19 protein-coding genes are annotated in these 23,254 nt (G+C 59.2%); 15 read left to right on the top strand and 4 right to left on the bottom strand.

Going from position 1 to position 23,254, the window contains the following annotated elements:
• Positions 1-22: 22 nt before the first annotated feature.
• From IG617_RS06215 to IG617_RS06200, 4 genes are all read left to right on the top strand, one after another.
• Complete coding sequence (locus IG617_RS06215; protein ID WP_192108303.1) at positions 23-1,159, top strand: extracellular solute-binding protein; 1,137 nt, start codon at positions 23-25, stop codon at positions 1,157-1,159.
• A gap of 101 nt (positions 1,160-1,260) precedes the next feature.
• Positions 1,261-2,355, top strand: coding sequence for an ABC transporter ATP-binding protein (locus IG617_RS06210; RefSeq protein ID WP_192108301.1), 1,095 nt, complete (start codon positions 1,261-1,263; stop codon positions 2,353-2,355).
• 3 nt (positions 2,356-2,358) lie between these two features.
• The gene (locus IG617_RS06205; RefSeq protein ID WP_209008287.1) at positions 2,359-3,282 is read left to right on the top strand and encodes an ABC transporter permease; all 924 of its coding nucleotides are present in this window, start codon (positions 2,359-2,361) and stop codon (positions 3,280-3,282) included.
• On the top strand, positions 3,279-4,487 hold the full coding sequence (locus tag IG617_RS06200) for an ABC transporter permease (RefSeq protein WP_192108299.1): 1,209 nt from the start codon (positions 3,279-3,281) through the stop codon (positions 4,485-4,487). The genes IG617_RS06205 and IG617_RS06200 overlap by 4 nt, the downstream gene beginning before the upstream one ends.
• A 132-nt stretch (positions 4,488-4,619) precedes the next feature.
• Here IG617_RS06200 and IG617_RS06195 read toward each other — a convergent pair whose 3' ends face one another.
• The 4 genes from IG617_RS06195 to IG617_RS06180 are packed head-to-tail and all read right to left on the bottom strand — an operon-like array spanning position 4,620 to position 12,067.
• Positions 4,620-6,323 carry a hydantoinase B/oxoprolinase family protein gene (locus tag IG617_RS06195; protein ID WP_192108297.1) on the bottom strand — a complete coding sequence of 568 codons (1,704 nt, stop codon included), beginning with the start codon at positions 6,321-6,323 and terminating at the stop codon, positions 4,620-4,622.
• Positions 6,320-8,428, bottom strand: a complete 2,109-nt coding sequence (locus tag IG617_RS06190) for a hydantoinase/oxoprolinase family protein (RefSeq protein WP_192108295.1) — start codon at positions 8,426-8,428, stop codon at positions 6,320-6,322. The genes IG617_RS06195 and IG617_RS06190 overlap by 4 nt, the downstream gene beginning before the upstream one ends.
• A 58-nt stretch (positions 8,429-8,486) precedes the next feature.
• Positions 8,487-11,219, bottom strand: a complete 2,733-nt coding sequence (locus tag IG617_RS06185; RefSeq protein WP_192108293.1) for a molybdopterin-dependent oxidoreductase — start codon at positions 11,217-11,219, stop codon at positions 8,487-8,489.
• 2 nt (positions 11,220-11,221) lie between these two features.
• Entirely contained in the window at positions 11,222-12,067 is an 846-nt protein-coding gene (locus IG617_RS06180) for an FAD binding domain-containing protein (RefSeq protein WP_192108291.1), read from the bottom strand.
• Between the two features lie 199 nt (positions 12,068-12,266).
• Between IG617_RS06180 and IG617_RS06175 the strand changes: the two genes are divergently transcribed.
• The 11 genes from IG617_RS06175 to IG617_RS06125 all read left to right on the top strand — a co-directional run bounded on the left by IG617_RS06175 (position 12,267) and on the right by IG617_RS06125 (position 23,246).
• Positions 12,267-13,100 (top strand): ferredoxin--NADP reductase, encoded by an 834-nt coding sequence (locus tag IG617_RS06175; protein WP_192108289.1) that lies wholly within the window; start codon positions 12,267-12,269, stop codon positions 13,098-13,100.
• Between the two features lie 208 nt (positions 13,101-13,308).
• Positions 13,309-14,766: a 6-hydroxynicotinate reductase gene (locus IG617_RS06170; RefSeq protein ID WP_254170472.1), complete on the top strand. Its 1,458-nt coding sequence runs from the start codon at positions 13,309-13,311 to the stop codon at positions 14,764-14,766.
• Positions 14,763-15,665 (top strand): UPF0280 family protein, encoded by a 903-nt coding sequence (locus IG617_RS06165; RefSeq protein ID WP_254170450.1) that lies wholly within the window; start codon positions 14,763-14,765, stop codon positions 15,663-15,665. The genes IG617_RS06170 and IG617_RS06165 overlap by 4 nt, the downstream gene beginning before the upstream one ends.
• Positions 15,658-16,242 carry an amino acid synthesis family protein gene (locus tag IG617_RS06160; RefSeq protein WP_192108285.1) on the top strand — a complete coding sequence of 195 codons (585 nt, stop codon included), beginning with the start codon at positions 15,658-15,660 and terminating at the stop codon, positions 16,240-16,242. The genes IG617_RS06165 and IG617_RS06160 overlap by 8 nt, the downstream gene beginning before the upstream one ends.
• Complete coding sequence (locus tag IG617_RS06155; RefSeq protein ID WP_192108282.1) at positions 16,239-16,823, top strand: amino acid synthesis family protein; 585 nt, start codon at positions 16,239-16,241, stop codon at positions 16,821-16,823. The genes IG617_RS06160 and IG617_RS06155 overlap by 4 nt, the downstream gene beginning before the upstream one ends.
• A 38-nt stretch (positions 16,824-16,861) precedes the next feature.
• Positions 16,862-17,929 carry an aromatic ring-hydroxylating dioxygenase subunit alpha gene (locus IG617_RS06150; RefSeq protein ID WP_192108280.1) on the top strand — a complete coding sequence of 356 codons (1,068 nt, stop codon included), beginning with the start codon at positions 16,862-16,864 and terminating at the stop codon, positions 17,927-17,929.
• Between the two features lie 78 nt (positions 17,930-18,007).
• Positions 18,008-19,207, top strand: coding sequence for an ABC transporter substrate-binding protein (locus IG617_RS06145; protein WP_192108278.1), 1,200 nt, complete (start codon positions 18,008-18,010; stop codon positions 19,205-19,207).
• Between the two features lie 89 nt (positions 19,208-19,296).
• Positions 19,297-21,159 (top strand): ABC transporter permease, encoded by a 1,863-nt coding sequence (locus IG617_RS06140; RefSeq protein ID WP_153769073.1) that lies wholly within the window; start codon positions 19,297-19,299, stop codon positions 21,157-21,159.
• Positions 21,156-21,929 carry an ABC transporter ATP-binding protein gene (locus IG617_RS06135; RefSeq protein WP_192108276.1) on the top strand — a complete coding sequence of 258 codons (774 nt, stop codon included), beginning with the start codon at positions 21,156-21,158 and terminating at the stop codon, positions 21,927-21,929. The genes IG617_RS06140 and IG617_RS06135 overlap by 4 nt, the downstream gene beginning before the upstream one ends.
• The gene (locus IG617_RS06130) at positions 21,922-22,623 is read left to right on the top strand and encodes an ABC transporter ATP-binding protein (protein WP_192108274.1); all 702 of its coding nucleotides are present in this window, start codon (positions 21,922-21,924) and stop codon (positions 22,621-22,623) included. The genes IG617_RS06135 and IG617_RS06130 overlap by 8 nt, the downstream gene beginning before the upstream one ends.
• 137 nt (positions 22,624-22,760) lie before the next feature.
• Positions 22,761-23,246 carry a MarR family winged helix-turn-helix transcriptional regulator gene (locus tag IG617_RS06125; protein WP_254170449.1) on the top strand — a complete coding sequence of 162 codons (486 nt, stop codon included), beginning with the start codon at positions 22,761-22,763 and terminating at the stop codon, positions 23,244-23,246.
• Positions 23,247-23,254 lie beyond the last annotated feature (8 nt).

Raw genomic sequence — 23,254 nt, 5'->3', positions numbered from 1 at the left:
GACGACAGAGGGGAATGATACTATGAAAAATTCCAAGGGCATGAATGCAACCCGGCGGGATTTCCTGAAGACGACAGCTGCAGCAGGCGCTGGTCTTGCCATGCCGGCCATCGTCAGCAACAGCGTGTTGGCGTCTTCCGGCGAAATCAACATCATGATGTGGTCGGACTATCTTCCTGAGAGCTTCGTCAGCGGTTTCACCGACAAGACCGGCATCAAGATCAACTTCACCGGCATCGGCTCCAACGACGAGATCATCAACAAGCTCAAAGCCACCAACGGCGAAGGCTTCGATATCGTTTCTCCGACCGTCAACCGCAACCTGCTCTGGGCTGATCTCGGCCTCCTGCAGCCTTTCGACATGGCCAAGGTGCAGCTGGACAAGGTCAACCCGGCCATGGCTCTGGGTGAGACCCATTGGAACTTCGGTGGTAAGGGCGTGTTCTGGCTGCCGCACATCTGGGGCACGGAAGGCATTGCCTGGCGCACAGACGCCTTCACGCCGGCAGGTGAATTCCCGAGCTACTATGACGTCTGGGACGAAGCAAACGCTGGCAAGACCATGGGTCGTGGCCACTCCATGCTTCTCGGCCTAGGCCTTGGCCTCGAAGGCCGCGGCGAGATGGATCCAGGCTCCATGTGGGCTGCCTATGAAACGCCTGAGAAAATGGACGAAATCTGGACCAAGCTGGTCGACGTCGCCATCTCCAAGAAGCCAAACATCAAGCTGATCTGGAACGATGCCGATGCCCAGAAAAACGGCCTCTTGAACGAGGGCGTTATTGTCGGTCAGACTTGGGATGGTCCTCCGATCGCCCTCAAGTCCGCGGGCGAGCCTGTCATGTACCGTGCGCCGAAAGAAGGCGCCATGGCCTGGGTCGATGGCCTGTCCATGCCGACCGGTGCGAAGAACATCGATCAGATCTACGCATTCATCGAAGCAGCTTATGACGCCAAGCTTGCCGGTGAAGCCATCAAGACCCACGGCTACAACTCTCCGGTCATCGGCGCGGCCGAGTTTGGCGGCGACATCTACGCCCAGAACTTCGCAGACGCATATCCGGGTGAGGCTCTGGCAAATCTCAATGCCTGGCCGGCGGAAGCGCCTTGGTATTCGGAAAAACGCTCCGAATTCACCAACAAGTTCCTGGCTGCCTAAACCCACCGGGCAAACAGGAAACGGAACCCGGGCGATCTTCGCCCGGGCTTCAGTCAAAGATTGTCCGGCGCAATGCACGGCTCCAGATTCACGAGAACTCCATGACCACCAAAGATATCGTGCTTGACCACGTTTCGATCCGCTTTGGATCCTACACCGCGGTCGACAATGCACATCTCACCATCAACGGTGGCGAGTTCTTCTCTTTTCTTGGCCCCTCGGGCTGTGGCAAGACCACGATGCTGCGCTGCGTCTCCGGATTCAGTGAACCGACCGAAGGACGCGTCCTGATCGGCGGCAAGGACATGAAGGGCGTCGGCCCGAACAAGCGTCCGACCGCACTGATATTTCAAAACCTTGCTCTTTTCCCCTTGATGTCGGTCGCCGAAAACATCGCTTTCCCACTCGAAGTGCGGGGCGTCGGCAAGAAAGACAGACGCAAGAAGGCAGACGAGCTTCTGGATATGATCGCCCTGCCGGGCGTCGGCGACAAAAAAGTCCATGAGCTCTCCGGCGGTCAGCGCCAGCGCGTTGCAATCGCAAGAGCGCTTGCGGTTGAGCCGGATATTCTGTTGCTTGATGAGCCCCTGTCCGCACTTGATCTCAAGCTGCGCCATCATATGCGCACCGAATTGCGCACCATCCAGCAGCGGGTCGGGCTGACTTTTATCTACATAACGCACGATCAGGGCGAAGCCTTGACCATGTCCGACCGCATTGCGGTCATGAATGCAGGTGTGATCGAACAAATCGGCGATCCAGAGGCCATATACAACCGCCCCAAGACCGCCTTTGTGGCCTCCTTCGTTGGCGAAACCAATGCGATCGAAGGCAAGGTCACCGCGCAGACAGGCGAACTTGTGGTTCTCGATACGCCACTCGGCCCGCTCAAGGGGACGGCTGCCGGCGGCAGAAAATACAAACCCGGCGACAATTGCTATATCTTCATCCGTCCGGAGCAGCTTGAGCTGCGAGATAACCCCGCAGGTGAGAACGCCTTCACGACACAAGCCGTCAAGGCAGAATTCGAAGGCAACGCCCGCCTTCTGTTCCTGGGTGCGAACGGCGTCGATCTCCGTCTGACCCGGATCAACACAGGCGAACGCCCAGCAGATCTCGCAGGCACCGCCGTTCACGTCGGTTTTGATCCTTCAAAAGCCTTCGTCCTGCCGCACAGCGCCTTGGCGGGAGCCTGACCCATGTTGGCTCTTCGCACGATGTTCGACGCTTTCAAGAACAAGCATGGACTGGGCGTCGCCTGCTTCATCGGGTTCGCCGTGTTCTTCTGGGCGCTTTTCCTGATCGCCCTGCCCCAGATTGCAATGCTGGACTACTCCTTCCGGTTCAATCTGCCCCGCGCGGATATCGGCGGGCCAAGCGATGTCTATACGCTCGAGAACTACGCCTATTTCTTCCGCGGCAATGATGGCGGCTTCAACGCACTGGATGTCGGCATCCTGTTCAAGACGCTCGTGGCCGCGGTGTTTGTGACCATCATCGACATCATGATCTGCTATCCGATCGCCTACATCCTCGCCCATTCGGCGACCGGCGTCGCAGCACGGCTCATGGTGATCGGGCTGATCGTTCCCTTCTGGGTCAACGAAATCCTGAGGGCCTTCGCCTTCCGTATTCTTTTCGGCGCGACCGGCATGATCAACGGCATCGGCATGGAAATCGGTCTGTGGGATACGCCGATTGACTTTATTCGAGCCGATATCGCGCTCTACTCGGGTCTGACTTACGCCTACATCCTGCTGATGGTCTTCCCGATCTTCAACGCGGTGGAGGCCCTTGACCGCAATCAGATAGAAGCCGCCCGCGACATGGGCGCCAGCTGGTGGCGCGTTCACTGGCGCGTCGTCCTGCCCATCGCCAAACCCGGAATTGCCTCCGGCGCGACCATGGTTTTCATGCTGACCGCAGGAGCCCTCGCCGCACCGCAGATTCTCGGCGGACCCTCAAACCTCTGGTTCACCCAGCTGATCTATCAGTGGTTCAATGAATCGGCCAATTGGCAGCGGGGATCGGCCTATGCGGTCATCCTGCTCCTCGTCTGCATCGGTTTCGTGACCATGATGATGCGCGTCTTCAAGGTTTCCATTGGGGAGATCGGCCGATGAACAAGGGCACTGGCGGCGGCGTTATCGCGGCGGGGTTCTCCCTGCTCTTCTTCAGCTTCCTGTTCGGACCGCTGATCATCATGGTGATCACGGCCTTCAACTCCTCTTCCTTTCCCAGGATCACACCCTGGGAGTGTTTCACGACCGAATGGTTCGCAGTTCTGATCGGCAACGATCGCCTGATGAACGGCCTCGCCAACAGTCTGTTCATCGGCGTCGGCGTGGTGCTCATCTCGGTCCCCATCGGCCTGGCCGGTGCACTGGCGTTGTCGGAAATGGGACCGCGCCTTCGCGCAGCCCTCTACACCGTTCTGATCACACCGATCCTCATTCCGGGCGTCGTGCTCGGCATCTCGACAATCGTTTTTTGGGGCGCACTCGGGCGGGGCGTCGGAGCTGACTATGGCTCGATCTTTTACGACGGGATGTTCCTGACACTTGCCGGTCAGGTCACCTTCATCTCGGCCTATGCAATGCTTGTCTTTCTGGCCCGGCTGCAGCGCTTTGATCCCACGTTGACGGAAGCTGCTCTTGATCTGGGCGCATCCCCCGGTCAGGCCTTTCGCAAGATCCTGCTGCCGTTTCTGAGTCCTGCCATCGGATCAGCGGCATTTTTGACATTCCTGGCCTCGTTCGAGAACTACAACACCACAGTCTTCACGATCCTGTCGGGCAATACGTTCACCACGACCCTCGCCTCCAAGGTCCGCCACGGCACAGACCCGTCCTTGTCCGCGCTCGCCGTGATCATCATTGCAATCACCCTCGTTGGCGCAATGGTCCATGAGGCCCATACGCGTCGGAGCCAGGCTCTGCGAGACGGCTCTGCGGCCCGCTCCAAGATCTATGGCAATCCGGTGCTGCGGGTGATCGTCCATCCGCTCTGCGTATTTGCCATCCTGATCGGCTCCATCAGCTTCCTGACCTATCAGGGCAGCCAATATGATGCGTCGGTCTGCAAGCAGCAGGTCCTGGATGAAAAGCGCGCACGCCAGGAACAGCTCCTCGAGGAACAACGCCAGCGCATCAAGGCGCAAAAGGAAGCCGCTGGAGCGACAGAAACCGGGACCTCGGTGAAAAAGAGCCCGTCGGCCTTTGGTGGTGCCTTCGGCGGCGCAGCTCCTAAACCGGTCGAAACGCCAAAGAGCCCCTCACCTTTTGGCAACGCCTTCGGGTCAGGCACGCTTGCTCCCAAAACCGACTGAGCCTCGACGAACTTGTTGAAACGAGGAAGCCCGCTCCATAGGAAGCGGGCTTTTTCATTGATTTTTTTGACGTTGTTGCAGTGACGCCGAGAGCAGCCCGCCGATGCGGCAAGACATGTGACCTGGCATCCTTCAGTCGCTCGGCAACTCGGCAGATGAGACACCAAAGAGTTCCGCCGCTTGCGCCGCGCTATAGCGCCCGAGCCGAACATCTTCCGCGATCAGCTTGGGATCTCTTTCCGTGGGATCGCCGTAGCCACCACCGCCGGGCGTGCCGACACGAACGCGGTCGCCAGGTTTCAGGGGAATGTCCTGCGCCTTGGAGAGGTGCTCGGGAACAATCGCCTTGCCCCCCTGCCAGACGACGACCGAATTGGGCATGCCATCTTCTCCGCCGAGTGCGCCCTGAGGTCCGAAGCGGCCGTGATCCATGACGAAGCTGGCGGTGGCATGGCCGCGCAGAAGCTCAATCTCGTAGTCGAGGCCGAACCCGCCGCGCTGCTTGCCTGCGCCTCCCGAACCTTCCCGAAGAGCATAGCGATGATAAAGCACGGGGAATTGCTGCTCCATGATTTCGACCGGAGGCGCCTTGGAAATGCCGATTGTCGAGCAGCCGTTGGCCAGACCGTCATGATCGCTGTTGCCGCCGTAGCCACCGCCAGAGATCTGATACATGACAAAGTTCCGGTCCCGCTCGGGATCATGACCGCCAAGCGCGAAATTGCCCGAGCTGCCGGCAGGTGCTGCGGTCACACGATCCGGCAAGGCCTCGACGAGCGCCGCAAAGACCGCCTCGGCGATCCGCTGGCTGACTTCGGCCGCGCAGCCAGAAACCGGTCGCGGATAATGAGCATCCAGAAAAGTGCCTTCCGGCGTCTTCACATTCAGCGGCTCAAAGGCCCCGGCGCTGATCGGCACATCCGGGAAGATATGCCTCATCGCCAGGTAGACCGAGGAAAGCGTGGTCGCGAGGACCGAGTTCATCGGGCCCATGCAGGGCTCGGACGACCCGCTAAAGTCAAATGTGAGCTCGCCGTCACGAGCTGTAACCGCCAGCTTGATCTCGAGCGGCTCATTCACGACACCGTCGCTGTCCACATAGGCAGTTGACGTATAGGTCCCATCGGGGATCAAGGCGATGTTGGCCCGCATCTGACCGCTGGCACGCCGCCGCAGTTCGGCGATCGCCTCGCTCACCACATCGTCGCCATAGCGGTCCAGAATGCGATTGAGACGCTCTTGCCCCACAAGCAATGCGGCCGCCTGAGCCTTCACATCGCCGATGCGCTGTTCAGACACGCGAATGTTCGAGCAGATGATCGAATAGATCTCGGTGTCGAGCACGCCCTCCTTGAACAGGCGTACGGGCGGCAGCCGCAAACCTTCCTGCTCCACGGAGGTGGCCGACGCAGAAAAACCGCCCGGAACCGCTCCGCCGGTGTCGGGCCAGTGCCCCGTATTGGAAAGCCAGCAATAGATCTCGCCGTCGCGGTAGAACGGCTTGGCAAAACGCACATCCATCAGGTGTGTGCCGCCAAGATAGGGATCGTTGACGATGTAGATATCACCCGGCTTGGGCGCAGCAACAGTGCCGGAGGAGATCATCTCGATCAGGGTGCGCGTCGAATACTGCATGGTCCCGACAAACACCGGCAGACCGCCTGCACCCTGCGCGATCAAGGAGCCGTCTTCCGCCGAATAGATACCATCCGAGCGGTCGTTTGCTTCTGCAATCACAGGAGAAAAAGCGGCTCTCGAAAAGCTCAGGTCCATCTCGTCGCAGACCTGTTGCAGCCCGGACTGAATGACGCTGAGGGTGATCGGATCAATGCTCATGCGTCTGCTCCCTGAGAGGCTGTTCCAAGGGTGATGATAATGTTGCCGTCCTGATCCTGAGACGCCGTATCTCCCGGTTCGATGACGATTGTCGTGTCCATCTGTTCCACGATCGCCGGCCCCTGCAGCACTGCATCCAGCGGCAGGTGATCGCGCCAGTAGATTGGCGTCTCCTTCCATCCATCGAACCAGACCTGGCGATGACCAGTGACGGCCTCGTCAACTGAGGCTTTACGCCCGTCAGGGTCGATCAACATGGACAGATCGATCTCCTGCCGACGGCCAATCACTGACGTATTGACGTTGACAAGGCTCGCCTTGATTTCAGGAAGTTCGACGTGGAAGCGATTGAAGTAGGCTTCCTCAAACAGGCGCTGAAGCTCTTCTCGCGTTGGACGCGGATGTTCCAGGGGCACCCGCAAGAGATGGGTCTGTCCGATAAATTGCATGTCGACAGATCGGATCTCCTTGATCTCCTCGATCGGCACAGCTTCCTTTTCGATCAAGGTTCGACCATCAAGCGACTGTTGATCAAAAAGCGAATGAATCGCTTCAATATCAAGATTATCCAAAGGTCTGTTCACCGTATTTACGAAGTCGTGGCGCAGATCTGCGACCACGCATCCGAGTGCATTGGTAATGCCCGGACGCGAGGGAACCAGAACGCGGGGCACGCCCAGCTCACGGGCAATCGCCGTCGCGTGCAAGGGCCCCGCACCGCCAAAGGCAAAAAGCGCGAAATCTCTCGGATCTTCGCCAAGGCTAACCGAAACCATCCGGACAGCGTCGGCCATCCTTGCATTGGCGATGCGCAGAACCGCAGATGCGGCTTCGATCGCGGAAACTTTGAGCGGCTGGCCCAGCTTATCGGCAAAGATCTCTTCAATGTCTTTCAAAGAGATCTTGTTCGCCACAGAGTTCAACTTGTCGGGGTTCATGCGGCCAAGCAGCAAATTCGCATCTGAAATCGTCGGCTGTGTCCCGCCCCTGCCATAACAAATCGGCCCCGGAGACGACCCGGCGCTCTCCGGTCCAACCTGCAGAAGACCGGCATCCGTGACACGGGCAATGGATCCACCGCCTGCCCCAACGGTGCGCACGTCGACCATGGGCACATGGATCGGCATGGCATATTCGATCTCGATCTCATTGGAGACCGCCGGTTCCGCATCGCGTATCAGCGCCACGTCCGTGGATGTTCCACCCATGTCGTACGTCAGGAGGTTTGGGATGCCGGCGCGCCGCCCCGTATAGGCGGCAGCCATTACGCCAGACGCCGGGCCGGACATGACCGTCTTGGCCGCTTCAATCGCAACCCTCCGGGCCGAAACCATGCCGCCGTTGCCGTTCATCACCAGAACGTCGTGCCGGTAGCCTTCTCCGGCCAGCTGATCGGCCAACCGCTCGACATAGCGGCGCAAGAGCGGCTGAACCGAAGCATTGATCGCCGCCGTGACGCCGCGCTCAAATTCGCGGCTTTCAGACAAAAGCGCATGGCCAAGAGTGATGTTTTCATTCGGCCACATCTCTGCAGCGATTTCTCCAGCGCGCAGCTCATGCCCGGGATTGGCGTAAGAATGCAGGAAGTGAATCACCAGCGCCTCGCAACCCGCGTCGATCAGCGTCTGCAAAGCCCCTCGCAGAGCCTTCTCGTCGAGCGGTACGAGCTCTTCTCCAAGCGCACTGAACCTCTCTGGCACTTCAAGTCTCAAGTCTCTCGGAATGACCGGCTTGAACTCACCTTTCATGCCATAGGGCTGCGGCCGTGTGCGCCGGCCAAGCTCCAGAACATCCCGAAAACCCTGCGTCGTGATCAGCCCGGTCTTGCAGAGATTCCGCTCAAGAACAGCATTCGTGGTGGTCGTCGTTCCATGGACGATCAGATCGATGGCTGCCAGGTCGGCGTCTGCGGCATGAAGCGCGTTCAGGACGCCAGAGGCCTGATTGTCCAGTGTAGTCGGCGTCTTGGCGAGACGCACCTTGCGCGCGCCGGCATCAAACAGCACCAGGTCGGTAAAGGTACCGCCCACATCAACGCCTGCGACCAGACTGTCTGCGGCGGCGGCGGTTTCCGAAACAACTGGGCCGGAATGGGGAGCATTCATGGAAATCACGTCTCGCTGACTGTTTTATAGCTATGAACGAAAGAACTCGGCGCGGGCATCACTCGGCCTCGAGAGACCGGATGGCGGCGCGGACCTTGTCCGGTGTTGCCGGCAACTCGCTGACCCGCGCACCACTCGCGTGCTTGATGGCATTGAGGATCGCCGGGGCCGTCGGGATCAGACAATGCTCCCCAAGCCCCTTTGCACCGTAAGGACCGTGCGCATCACCGCTTTCGATGATGATGGTCTCGATTGGTGGAACATCGCCGATGGTCGGGATCAGATAGTCATGTAGGTTTTCCGTACGCCCGGGCAGGAATTGCTCCATCATGGCCAACCCGATGCCCTGTGCGACACCACCATGCACCTGCCCCTCGACGAGAAGCGGGTTGATGGCTTTGCCGACATCATGGGCAGCGGTGATCTTGAGCAGCTTCACAGTCCCAAGCGCCAGATCAACCTCAACTTCCGCCATCTGCGCCGTTGTTCCAAAAACAGCGTAGGGATCGCCCTGGCCATTCTCATCGAGAGGCAGCGTGGGCGGATCATAGCTTTCCGTCGCCTCGACAGCATAGTCTCCGCCGCCAAGGTCAGAAAGCGCGACAACTCTCTGCTCGCCGTCCTCGCTGAGGTGAATGGCGCCGTCGACGATGTCGATCTGCGCGGCTTCGGAAACATTGCCCAGACGCAGGATCTTGCCGCGCAGGGTCTCCCCGCAAAGCCGGGCTGCATTGCCTGTAATGAAAGTCTGACGGCTCGCTGAGGTTTTGCCCGCGTCCGGTGTCAGATCCGTATCGGCACCAATAATCTCTATCTTGTCTATGGAGATCCCAAGGGCGGTCGCAAAAATCTGCGCAATGACCGTATTCGAGCCCTGGCCGATATCAACCGCGCCCTGATGCAGGATGACCCGTCCATCAGGCGTGATGCCCGCCTTGATCGTCGAGGGGTTGGACATTGAGGTGTTGCCACAGCCGTACCAGCCACCCGCAATGCCAACGCCTCTTTTCACAGCTGTGTTTGAGGCATTGAAGGCAGTGATGTCTTCAAGTGCCCGGCGCCACTGCGGCTCCAGACTGTCGAAACATTCGACGATCCCCATCCCTGTCTCAAAGACCTGACCGGTCACCGTCGGATCACCGTTGCGCAAGGCGTTCCTGCGCCGAAACTCCAGGCGATCAACACCAAGAGCATTCGCCAGATCATCGTAGAGCGGCTCTTGCGCCAAGGCAGATTGCGGAACACCAAAACCGCGGAAGGCACCGGAGGGAGGGCAATTGGTATGAACTCCGGCACTGCGGGCGACGTAATTCGGCGTTCTGTAAGGACCGGACGCATGAATGGGTACCCGGTTCGCAACCGTCGGGCCCCAGCTTGCATAGGCACCGGTGTTGAACACGCCGTCAAACACCGCGCCGACGATATGTCCATCAGCATCCGCACCGATTTTCATCGTGATTTCAGACGGGTGTCGTTTGGTGGTCGATGCCAGAGACTCGGTTCGCGTGTAGGTCACCCGCACCGGTCTGTTCAGTTTCCAGGCGGCGAGCGCGACATAAGGCTGAGTGGTGAGATCCAGCTTGGATCCAAAGCCGCCGCCCGTAGCTGTCGGCACGATACGGATCGATGACGTCGGCAGACCGAGCAGCCGGGCAAGGCCATCCCTGTTCATATAGGGGGCCTGGGTGCAGCAATGAACTTCCAGACGGTCCCCGACGCGCTCAGCGAAGGCAGCCTCTGGTTCGATATAACCATGTTCTATGAAACCGGTCGAAAAGCTGCCCTCGACGACAACAGAAGCGCCTTGAAGCGCCTCTTCGGGCTCGCCCCTGCGCACGAATCCGCGGCACATGATGTTGCCTTCCCGGCCCTCGTGAAGGTCATCAATGGATCCGGCATCTGCCGGAACGAGTGCTTCGGCCAGCGGCGACCAGGTCACAGGGAAATCAGACAGGTCGATTGGGTTGATGATCTCTGCATCGCCAACGATGGCAGCGACGGCCTCGCCGCGAAACCTGACTTCGCCTTTGGCGAACATCGGCTGATCCTCGAATCCCGGGATAACCCCGAAGATATTGTCGCCGGGAACATCTCCGGATGTCAGGATCAGATCGAGACCATATTTTATTCTAAAGGCTTCCAGATCGCCGAAGCTAAAACGCGCCCGATGATGGGGCGAGCGGATGACACGCAGCGCCAGGGCGTCCGCGGGAGCAACATCATCGCCAAACAATTCCCGTCCGGTAACCTTGGCAAGACCATCAATCCGCGCCATCGCAGCACCAACACCACCACTTTCAGGCAACCCGGTCGCTCCCGCGTCCATCACCGCATCGATGATCTTGCGATAGCCGGTGCACCGGCAGAGCACGCCGCCAAGGGCGTCCTGAACTTCGGCCTCATCCGGTGTCTCCTCCTCGCGCAGCAGGGCGACAGCGGACACCATCATACCCGGAGTGCAAATTCCGCATTGGGCGGCCTGGTGTTTCTGAAAAGAATTCACCAGCGCCTTCGCATGAGGATCTGCCTCAACGAGACCTGACAACGTCTCGACAGTCCCACCCGCGACCTGACCAACGGCGGTCGTACAGGCACAGACAGCAAGACCGTCCACCAACACCGTACAGGCGCCGCAGTCCCCGGCATTGCAGCCGACCTTGACGTCCCGCGCACCTGCCCGCTCCCTCAAAGCGTTCGAAAGCCGCTCGGCCGGCGGCGCCTGAAGGGTTACAGTTGCACCATTCAGCTGAAAGGAAATGCCGGGCAAGTCATCTACATCTAAAAGAGCCATGATCATCCCTCCTGCCCCTGAACAGCCAAAAGAATTGCCCGGACGAGCAGCTCGCGAGCTGCCTCAAGCCGGTAATCTGCGCTGCCGCGCACATCGCTCAGCGGCGCCAGGCCGACAAGGTCCGCACCACCAATTCGCGCCCTGATCTCACCGTCACGTGGGGCGGCTCCTATCAACAGGGCTTCGACATCCGGCAAGCGCTGAGCAACTGCGGAACAGGCCCCGACTGCAAGACGCGCATCCGAAATGGCGTCGGCTTCATCCAATGCGATCATCGCAGCGACCATGGTGATCGAAATCACCAGATACCGGCGCGCGCCCAGTTTCAAAAAGCTGGAGGTTGCAGGCGAACGGTCAGGCACAAGAACGGCTGTGACAATCTCATCGGCACGCCGCGCGGTCTGGCGCACACCGGTGATAAAGTCACAAAGAGGCAATTGGCGGACACCGTCCGGGCCCGCAATTTCCACGGATGCATCGAGGGTCAGAAGCGGCGGAACACCGTCTGCGGCAGGCGATGCATTGCAAAGATTTCCAGCGATTGTTCCAGCGTTTTGAATCTGGATCGACCCGACTTCTCTGGCGGCCAGTTTCAGGCCGTCGAACAGAGGTGGCAGATCTGCCCGGGCGATCTCGCGCCAGGTCGTTGTTGCCCCGATGCGCCAGACATCCCCCACAAGCCGTATCCCGCGCAATGCAGCAACCTGGCGCAAGTCCAGGATTGGTCCGGGCGCAGGCTCATCCATCAGTGAGGGATAGAAGTCCGTGCCGCCAGCAAGCAGCCGCGCGCCCTCTCCGCTCAACAGCGAAAGCGCGTCATCCAAAGTTTCCGGTCGGTGGAATTGCATCGGCGTCCTCAATGCATTTCATTTGCATACTAACGAAGTTGAAGCCAATTTCACGCCCCTGTCAAGCAGCTCCCACCTGGTGACTTGCGTAAATTTACGCCATGCATATCAAATTATCATCACGTGGCATTTTTCATTTGTATACTAACGATTTTTCTGCCAGCGTATTGCTATTCGGGATTTCACGAAGGAGACCAGAATGTCGGACACAACTGCTATTGAACCCCTGATCCTGGGCGGTTCGCCCTCTCCGTTCGACATTCCAAAAGGCTGCTTTGGCCTGACAGTAACAGAGGTCCAGCATTATACGGACAGCCTGTTCCGGTTTAGGATCACCCGACCTCAGGAGTTCCGCTTTCGCTCCGGAGAATTCGTCATGATCGGCCTGCCGAATGCAGAAAAGCCGGTCTTTCGGGCATATTCTGTTGCAAGTCCGTCGTGGGATGAAGAGCTCGAGTTTTACTCCATCAAGGTGCCGGACGGCCCCTTGACCGAACATCTTCAGAAGATCCAGCCCGGTGACACGGTGCTGATGCGCAAGAAGCCGACAGGCACTCTGGTCAACGATGCGCTGTTGCCCGGAAAGCGTGTCTGGATGTTCTCGACCGGAACTGGCCTCGCGCCCTTCGCAAGCCTGATTCGCGACCCGGAAACCTATGAGAAATTCGAGACCATTGTTCTGGTGCACGGCTGCCGCACAGCCGCCGAATTGAAATATGGCGAGGATCTTGTTGCCTCTCTCAGGAACGCCCCCTTGATTGGCGAGATGGTGGACGGACACCTGTTCCACTATACGACAGTGACGCGCGAGAATTTTGATCGCCAGGGCCGCGTTACAGACCTGATTTCATCGGGCAAGCTGTTCGATGATCTGGGGCTGGCACGTATGGGACCTGAGGAGGATCGCGCCATGATATGCGGCTCCATGGCCATGCTGCGTGACACCAAGGAACTGTGCATCGAACACGGACTGACCGAAGGCGCAAACAACAAGCCCGGCGAATTTGTCGTCGAGCGTGCATTTGTCGACTAACGCCCGCATGGGTCGTTTCGATGCTTGGAAATTCACCAAGCCTGCTTATCAATTCAGCGAAACTGATACGCCAACCAAGTTGACAGATTTTCGCTAAACATGTTTGCATACTAACAATTGCTGATGTGCAATCAGCATGTGAGGAGCTCGGACGTTGACTGCAACCGATGGCAAGCCCGAAAAGATCCGCTGCGACGCGTGTCCGGTGATGTGCTACATCGCCGAGGGACGCTCTGGAGCCTGTGATCGCTACGCCAACGACAACGGCAACCTGATCCGCCTGGATCCTCTGACCATTCTCGAAAATCGCGAAAACACCGACGCCAATGTCGTGCCTTTCCTGGAACGGGAGTGGGACGGCGACATCGTGGCAGGTCCCGAGACCTTCGTGACCGCCATCGGCGCGGGAACAACCTATCCCGACTACAAACCAGCCCCCTTTATCGTGGCATCGGAAGTTGACGGCGTGGACATGGTCACGGTCGTCACCGAAGGCATTTTCAGCTACTGCGGTGTGAAACTGAAGATCGACACCGACCGGCACCTGGGCGACGAATGCGCCCTCGTCCGCTCGGAGGGCGAGGTCATCGGGCATGTCACAACGTCCGAATATGGCAGCCAGATGCTGTCACTGGGCGGCGTGCATCACCTGACCGGCGGTTCGAAAAAGGAAGGCAGGATCACATGTTCAACCATGCTGGCGCTCTGCAACGGCGAAACAGCCGACCTTACGATCGACGGCGGCGCGGAACTGACCGTTCAAGCCGGAAAAGCACCCACGATCAACGGAGCGCTGGAAGAGCGCATGCGTGTCGGCTGTGGCTCCGCTACGGTCGGCATGTTCGCCGCCCAGTGGAAGGACCTCGTAGACGAAGTGGTCGTGGTTGACGATCACATCACCGGTGTCATGTCCGAGCACCAGGCCGGCAAGGTCATTGGTTGGGAGCCAACCGGCATCAAGATCAACGGCCGCCGCTCGACGCCCGGACGCTATTTCCAGGTGGCCGAGCCTGGAACCGGTTGGGGCGGCACCAATCTGACCGATCCACTTGCCATTATCAGCAAATTCGACGCCAAAACCGCCCGCCCCGGTCTGTCGATCCTCATGGTCTCGACCACAGGCGAACATGCCGCCTATTTCGAACTCGATGACGAGTTGCTTCCGGTCCAGCAAGATATGCCTGATCGGCTTCTGCCCTCTGTTCGCCGGATTGAAGAAAACTGCGAACCCGCGCTGACTTCCGTCCTCTTTATGGCCGGCGCAGGCGGATCATTGCGTTCCGGCGTTACGGAGCATCCAGTGGGCCTGACCCGCTCGGTCCAGAACTCCCTGACCTACGTCAGCTGTGGTGGAGCGCCCGTCTACACCTGGCCGGGCGGCGGGATCACCTTCATGACCGACGTTACCCGCCTGCCTCAGAACGCATTCGGCTACGTCCCGACTCCGGCGCTTGTCGCCCCGCTCGAGTTCACAATGCGCGCAGATGACTATCGTGCGCTGGGCGGTCATATGGATTACGTGGTGCCGCTCGCCGAAGCCATCGAGGGCAAGACAGGGCGCCAGAACGATCATCTTCTGAAGGGCCGCAGAGCTGTGTCCTCTTCGTCGGGCAACCCATGGCCGGCTGGGCCGGACAATTACCCGTGGAGAAAAGCCAACCCATGAGCGCGCTCCGCCAACATTCAGATCAACACGCTTCATGGTGGCCTGCCGCCGCCATGCTGCCGGACGGTGAAAGGCTGCATCTGCAGCACGGGCCGATCGATCTGATCATTGGCGCGACAGGTGCTCCCGAGGACATTCGATTGGCGTTTGAGCAGGCCCGCGATGCATTTGGGTCGGTTCTGACGGATCTGGTCGAAGAGCTGCCCTGCTTGAAGTTCCCACACGCGGCGCAGCCCAAAGGGGCCGTTGCGCGGCGCATGTATGACGCCACCCGTGTTTATGGATCCGAGTTCATCACCCCGATGGCGGCAGTCGCAGGAAGCGTCGCCGATCACGTGTTGGCGCATCTGATCAAGGGCTGCAATCTGTCACGCGCCTACGTCAACAATGGCGGCGACATCGCGCTCCACCTGGCAGAAGCCAGCTTTCGCATCGGGATCTGCGACGACCCGGTCACCGGGACGGCAGGCGGCGTGATTGACATTCAGCACGACGATGAAGTCGGCGGCATCGCCACGAGCGGTTGGCGCGGACGGTCTCATTCGCTCGGCATTGCCGACGCGGTCACCGTTCTGGCTGGTTCCGCCGCCGCTGCAGATGCAGCAGCAACCATGATCGCCAATGCCGTTTACCTTCCGAGGTGCCCGAAGATCCGGCGCGCACCGGCAAACTCACTCTCACCCGACAGCGATCTGGGCAACCGGCTCGTGACCATGGACGTCGGGCGCCTCTCTCCGGCCGAGATCAACAAGGCGCTGGGCGCGGGCCTCGACAAGGCTGAGAGCCTTCGTCGCTCAGGGGTGATCAAGGCCGCTTATCTTTCGCTGGCCGGCGAACGCCGGACCTCAAGCGCACAAACACAACAATCAGAAATTTCGAGGAACGTAGCCCATGCCTGAACCAATCGTTCGCAAAAAGGCGATTATTGTGGAAGAGATCTTCCACGAAGGCGGCCCGGTCGCAGAGCAGCCTCTGCGCCGGGCGGCCGCACTCGTCGTGATCAAGAACCCCTTTGCTGGTCAATATGTTGCCGACATCGAAGGCTTCATGGATGACCTGAAGCCCCTGGGCGTTGAAATGGCGGGCGACCTTGTCCAGGCGCTTGGCAGCGACGCCAGCGTTGTTGAAGGCTACGGCAAAGGCGCGATCGTCGGTGCTGCAGGCGAGCTCGAGCATGGCGCGCTCTGGCATGTGCCTGGCGGCTATTCCATGCGCGAAATCCTGCCTTCCTCCGCGGCCATCGTTCCCTCCACCAAGAAAATTGGCGGTCCCGGAACACGGCTGGATGTCCCCATCACTCATTGCAATGCGTCTTACGTCCGCTCACACTTCGATGCCATGGAGGTCGGCCTCAACGACGCTCCAAAGGCTGACGAAATCCTTCTGGTTTTGGTGATGACGACCGGATCGCGAATTCATGCTCGTGTCGGTGGACTCAAAGCTTCCGAGATCAAGGGAGAGGACGGCCTTAGATGATCGCCAGGATCCGGAAACTCATGACCGCTGTGGAGGAACTCCGGCTCGAAATGGGCCAGGAGATTTCACCTCCTGTCAGGCGCGTCATGTCTGCCGCGGTGATCGCGAATCCATATGCGGGCCGGTTTGTTGCGGATCTCGACGACCTGATGACCATTGGCGCGGAACTCGGCGACCTTTTGACCAGACGCGGCGTTGAAGCCCTTGGCTGCGAGCCATCGGAAATCCAGAGTTTCGGCAAGGCCGCAGCAGTGGGCGAAAACGGTGAGCTGGAACACGCAGCAGCCCTTTTGCACCCGAGGCTCGGCGCGCCAATGCGTGAAGTTCTGGGCTGCGGCAATGCGCTGGTGCCGTCCTCCAAGAAGATGGCAGCCCCTGGCCAGACGATTGACGTGCCGCTGGGCCACAAGGACGCGGCCTATGTGCGCTCGCATTTCGACGCGATGGAGTTGCACTGCACGGACGCTCCGCAAGCAGATGAAATTGTCATCGCCGTCGCCTTGGCAACAGGTGGACGACCATTGCCAAGAGTAGGCGGATTGACCCATGAAACAGCACAGGGCGACGATGGTTTGAGATAGGCGTCTTGAACCTGGGTTTACAACGAGGGAGAGCCAAGATGGAATTCATACGAAATGCCTGGTACGTCGCCGGCTGGTCTTCCGAGATTGATCAGGAACTGCGGCGTTTCACGATCCTTGACGAGAACATTGTCATCTACCGCAAGGCGGACGGCGATGTCGTGGCGCTCGAGGACCGCTGCCCGCATCGCTTGCTGCCACTTTCGCTGGGAAAACGCATCGGCGACAACATCCAGTGCGGCTATCATGGTCTAACCTTCGACTGCAGCGGCAAATGCGTTCGTGTCCCTGGCCAGAACAACCTCCCCGCCTCCGCCTATGTCGACGCCTTCAAGACCGTCGAACGCCACAACATTGTCTGGATCTGGATGGGCGATCAGGACAAGGCCGACCCCGCTGACATCTTCGATCTCGCAGAGTTTTCCGATCCGGCCTGGGAAGCCCATCAGGGCGATGCGCTGCATCTGAAATCCAATTACCTGAATGTCGCTGAAAACCTCGTTGATCCTGCCCACGTGTCCTTCGTTCACCCGACGACACTTGGCAACTCGGCTTCGGAAAACGTGCCGGTTCATGTCTCCACAGAGGGCAAGGCCATTGTGGCGTGGCGCTGGATCCGCGATTCCGAACCGATCGGTTTCTTCAAGAAATTCGGTGATTTCAGCGGGAACGTCGATCGCTGGCACTATTACTATCTGCACTTGCCCTGCACGGCCGTCATCGACTTTGGCAGCGCACCGACCGAGGACGCGATTGCCGAGGACGACCGCAACAAGGGCGTGCGGATCTTTGCCTTGCATTTCATGACGCCTGTGACCGGCGGCTACACGATCGACCGCTGGATGCATCTGCGCAATACAGCTCTGGGCGACGATGAAGCTGCCGAGAATATGGACGCCATGTTCCGAATCGCATTCGATGAGGACAAGGCCATTCTGGAGGCTGTTCAGAAAGAAGAGGAGCGCCCGGCGAAACGGCGGCCGATCCGGATCGCCATCGACAAGGGGCCAATGGTCTACCGCAAACGCATCAACGAAATGCTGGAGTTGGAACGCACGCATGATGTTGCCTCCGATCCAAGTCCCGCATTCGTGTATCACGACTGAATAACAAGAGCCGCCAAAGGCTTAATCAAATATAATGGACCGCAAAGTCGGCCAACCTTCCAACCAGATGAGGGACAGATGAAACAGGTAAAAACACTCTTGGCCGCGGCGGCAATTGCCGTTCTCGGCTCATCGGCTTACGCCGCAGACACCATAAAGATCGGCGAGATCAACCACTACAAGCGCCTCGCCGCATTCGCAGAACCCTACAAGAAGGGCGTCGAGCTTGCGCTGAGCGAGATCAACAGCTCCGGCGGTGTCCTGGGCAAGGATCTCGAGTTCATCTTCCGCGATGACCAGGGCAAACCAGGCGAAGCGGTCAAGATCGCTGAAGAACTGATGACACGTGACGGCGCTGTCATGCTGACCGGGACGATCCTGTCCAACGTCGGTCTCGCGATCTCGTCCTTTGCTGCCGAGAAGGGCTACATCTACCTGGCAGCCGAACCGCTGGCAGATGCCCTGGTCTGGACCTCCGGCAACCCCTACACCTTCCGCCTGCGCGCCTCGACCTGGGTTCAGGCCGCCATGCTGGCCGAGGAAGCTGCCAAGACCGATGCCATCCGCTATGCAACCATCGCGCCCAACTATGCCTATGGCACAGCTGCCGTGGAAGCCTTCAAGGTCAACCTGAAACAGCGCAAGCCAGAAGTTGAGTTCGTCACCGAACAGTGGCCGGCACTCTTCAAGATCGATGCCGGTTCCGAGGTTCAGGCCATCGAATCTGCCAAGCCTGACGCCATCTACAACGTTACATTCGGTCCTGACCTGGCGAAATTCGTCCGTGAAGGCACCACCCGCGGGGTCTTTGAAGGCCGCAAGGTCTATGGCCTTTTGACAGGTGAACCGGAATATCTTGAGCCGCTCAAGGATGAAGCGCCAGAAGGCTGGTTCGTAACCGGCTATCCCTGGTACGGTTTCACCGCCGGTCCTGAAAAGAAATTCGTCGATGCCTATATCGCGGAATTCCCAGGCGAAACGCCAAAGATCGGCAGCCTTGTCGGCTACATGACCGCCAAGAGCATTGCCACCTTGATCACCGATGCGGGTTCTACGGAAACCGACGCACTGCTGGCAGCTTTCAAGGACCTCAAGGTCGACACGCCCATGGGTGAGATCACCTATCGTGCCCTCGATCATCAGTCCACCATGGGCGCCTATGTCGGCACCACGGCGCTTGAAGATGGCAAAGGCGTGATGGTTGACTGGTCCTACAAGGATCCGGCCGCCTACATGCCAAGCGACGACGAGGTCAAGGCCATGCGGCCGGCCAACTGATCGTCCCAAACGTCAAACGCTCCATCGCTGGCGCCACAATTGCGCTGCGATGGAGCAGACATCCCTGCTCTATCGGACGTTTTTAAGCTATGGGCCTTTTTGTGGCGCAGCTCCTGACCGGGCTTGCAAATGCGGCAGCGCTGTTTCTGGTTGCCTCCGGATTGTCGCTGATCTTCGGGGTGACCCGGATCGTCAACTTCGCACATGGTTCCCTCTATATGCTGGGAGCCTACGTCGGCCTGACGCTGATGAACCACTTGCCGGGACATTTCGGCTTTTGGGGGTCGATCGTCATGGCAGGTCTGATCGTGGGCCTGATTGGCGTCGTGATCGAGGTCTGCGTCCTGCGTCCGGTCTACCGTGCGCCCGAGCTGTTCCAGCTGGTGGCCACCTTTGGTGTCATTCTGGTGATCCAGGACCTGGCGCTCATGATCTGGGGCGCTGAAGACCAACTGGGGCCCCGCGCACCTGGCTTGCGGTCCGTAGTTCGAATTCTTGGCGAACCTGTGCCCCAGTATGATCTGGCCCTGATCGCCATCACACCCTTCATTCTCTTTGGCCTTTGGTGGTTCATCGCCAAGACCCGCACAGGCATTCTGGTGCGCGCCGCCACTCAGGACCGTGAAATGGTCGGTGCGCTTGGCGTAAATCAGTCCTGGCTCTTTACCGGTGTTTTCTTTCTGGGCTCCGCCCTTGCCGGCCTCGGCGGCGCGATCCAGCTGCCCAAGGGCGGTGCTGACCTGCTGATGGATCTGAACATCATTTCCGCCGTCTTTGTGGTCGTGGTTGTTGGCGGCATGGGCTCCATTCCCGGCGCCTTCATCGCTGCAGTCCTCATCTCCGTTCTCAATGTCTTTGGCGTCGCCTATGTCCCCCAGAGTACCCTGGTGCTGATGTATGTGGTCATGGCGGTTGTTCTCATGGTCAAACCCTATGGCCTTCTCGGGCGCGAGGAAAAAGCTGGAGAACATGGCCAGGTCGGCGAAGTTGAACGCCCCATCCGGCCTGCAGGGCTCGTTGGCCGTAGCCTGGTTGTCGTGCTCCTGGCCGTTCTGGCTCTGGTGCCGTTTTTCGCTTCAACCTTCATGCAGGTTCTCATCACCGATATCGTGATCTTCTGCCTGTTCGCGGCCTCACTTCAGTTCATCCTCAGCTCCGGCGGCCTGGTCAGCTTTGGCCACGCGGTGTTCTTTGGCGGTGGTGCCTATGTTTCGGCGCTGCTCGTCACCTATTCCGAAACGCCGATGGAAGTCGCGTTCCTGCTCGCACCACTTGGCGCAGGACTGCTGGCGCTGGGCATCGGATGGTTCTGTATTCGCCTCAGCGGCGTCTATTTCGCCATGCTTACGCTCGCGTTCAGCCAGCTGGTCTGGTCGCTGGTGTTCCAGTGGGGCTCGGTCACCGGTGGTGACGACGGTCTGGTCAACATCTGGCCCTCGGACTGGCTGTCCGGCACCACAGCTTACTACTACTTCACGCTGGCGCTTGGTGTGGGCGGGATTCTCGTCCTTCGTCACATCATTCATTCCCCCTTCGGCTATACATTGCGTGCGACACGCGACAGCGCTCGTCAGGCAGAAGCCACCGGCATTGACGTCAAGAAGGTTCAATGGCTTGCCTTCGCACTTGCAGGCGCCATGGCTGGTCTTGCCGGCGGTTTGTTCGTCTTCTCAAAGGGATCGATCTTCCCGAATGAACTCGAAATCGCCAAGAGCTTCGACGCCCTGATTGTGGTCTTCCTGGGCGGCGTCAAAACACTCTCTGGTGGCGTCGTCGGCGCCGTCTTCATGGAAAGCGTCAAGGACTGGCTGACCCGTCTCGAGTACTGGCGGCTGATCCTTGGGCTGCTGATCATCGCCGTGGTCATCATCGCGCCGGAAGGCATTGTCGGTTCCCTGAGGAAGTTCGGCGAACGGATCGGCCTTGTGAAGGAACAGGAGAGCATGCAATGAACGCGATCCTGGAGGTCAGAGACCTGTCAAAATCCTTTGGCGGCATCAAAGCCGTCAACGGGGTAAGCTTCGACGTTGCCCCTGGAGAGTTGAAAGCCCTGATCGGTCCGAACGGCGCGGGCAAGTCCACCTGTTTCAACATGTTGATGGGCCAGCTCGAGCCCACATCCGGAACCGTTCGCCTGCAGGGAGAAAAGATCACCGGCCTGCCGCCGCGCAAGATTTGGCGCAGGGGCGTCGGACGCACCTTTCAGATCACCGGCACCTACCAGAGCATGACAGTGGCCGAGAACGTTCAGATGGCGTTGATTTCCCATCATCGCCGCCTGTTCTCGGTGCTGCCCTATGCACACACGCTTTATCGCGACGAAGCGCTGGCTCTGCTGGATGTCGTCGGAATGGCTGAGCAGGCAGACCGCGCCTGCGCCATCCTGGCCTACGGCGATCTGAAGCGTCTGGAGCTCGCAATCGCGCTCAGCCACAACCCGAAGCTTTTGCTGATGGATGAACCAACAGCGGGCATGGCCCCCAAGGAACGCATCAACCTCATGCAGTTGACAGCCGACATCGTCCGCGACCGAGGCATCAGTGTCCTCTTTACAGAACATGACATGGATGTCGTCTTTGCCCATGCGCACCACATCATGGTGCTCAATCGCGGCGAGTTGATCGCCGAAGGCACGGCTGCAGAAGTGCGCGAAAATGCGCGCGTCCAGGAGGTCTATCTGGGCGGTGGCACCCTTTATGCCGCGGAGACTGAAGATGCTTGAGATCAATGCTGTCCACAGCTTCTACGGCAAGGCCCACATCCTCAATGACTTGAGCTTTTCCGTTGGCAAGGGAGAGGTCGTCGCCCTCCTCGGCCGAAATGGCGCCGGCAAGACCACCACCATGAAGTCGATCATGCAGCTGGTTCGCCCAAGGTCAGGAACTGTCCTCTTCAACGGCAAGGATATCACCGGCGTCTCACCCCATAAGGTCGCCCAGCTCGGCCTTGGCTATGTCCCCGAAGAGCGCCGGATCTTCACCGATCTGACAATCCTTGAAAACCTTGAGGTCGGCCGGCAAAAGCCACGTGAAGGTGCGCCCGTTTGGACCGTTGATGCCCTGTTCGACCTGTTCCCGAACCTGTCTGAACGCCGCGCGAACCGCGGCAAGGCACTTTCAGGCGGTGAGCAGCAAATGCTGACCATCGCCCGAACACTCATGGGCAATCCGAGCCTGCTTCTCCTCGATGAACCCTCCGAAGGCATCGCCCCGGTCATCGTCGAGGAAATGGCGCAAACAATTCTGAAGTTCAAATCCCAGGGTCTGACTGTGATCATTTCGGAGCAGAACCTTCATTTCGCGAAGATCGTCGCCGACCGGGCGGTCATCATTGAAGGCGGGCAAAAGAAGTTTGATGATAGTTTTGACGCCCTGGAACAGCAGCCCGAGGTACGCGACGCCTATCTCTCCGTCTAGCGCCTGTCCGGACACCGGCGCGCTAAACCAAAGCTCGCCCTCGACAAGACCGACTGGAAGCTGCAAAAGAGCCGAAGAAAACGATAGGTACGGGTAAGCGATGCCCGCACGACGTGAGCGCATCCGGGAACTTGAAATTGAGCGATCAGGCCGAGAAAAAATCAGAGACTGTCACAGGAGTTGATCCCGCAACCGGATCGGACCTGGCACAGGACGAGAAATATGTTCTGGACGACCAGATCGGCTATCTTTTGCGCAAGGCCTACCAGCGCAACGCGGTGCTGTTTTCGGAGAAGGTTCAAGACCTGACGCCGACGCAATTTGCGGTCATGGCGCGTCTGACAGAGCTCAGCTCGGTATCGCAGAACCAGCTCGGACGCACGGTCGGTTTGGATGTGGCCACAACGAAGGGCGTGATCGATCGACTGTTGGCGCGGGGCCTTGTCCAGACGGCACCGTCTCCCAGCGACCGCCGCCGACAACTGATCTCCCTGACAGAAGAGGGATGGCGGTTCTTCATGCAAAAAGCCCAACTTGGGCTCGAGGTAAGCGAAGACACACTGGCGCCGCTGACTCAATCCGAAAAGCGCAATCTATTGCGTATCTTACGAAAGCTTCAGTAGTCAAAGCC

This window comes from Roseibium polysiphoniae (genome assembly GCF_014842925.1).
Taxonomy (GTDB): domain Bacteria; phylum Pseudomonadota; class Alphaproteobacteria; order Rhizobiales; family Stappiaceae; genus Roseibium; species Roseibium polysiphoniae.
The sequence above is the reverse complement of the archived record's forward strand: the minus strand, read 5'-3'. Positions and strand labels throughout refer to the sequence as shown.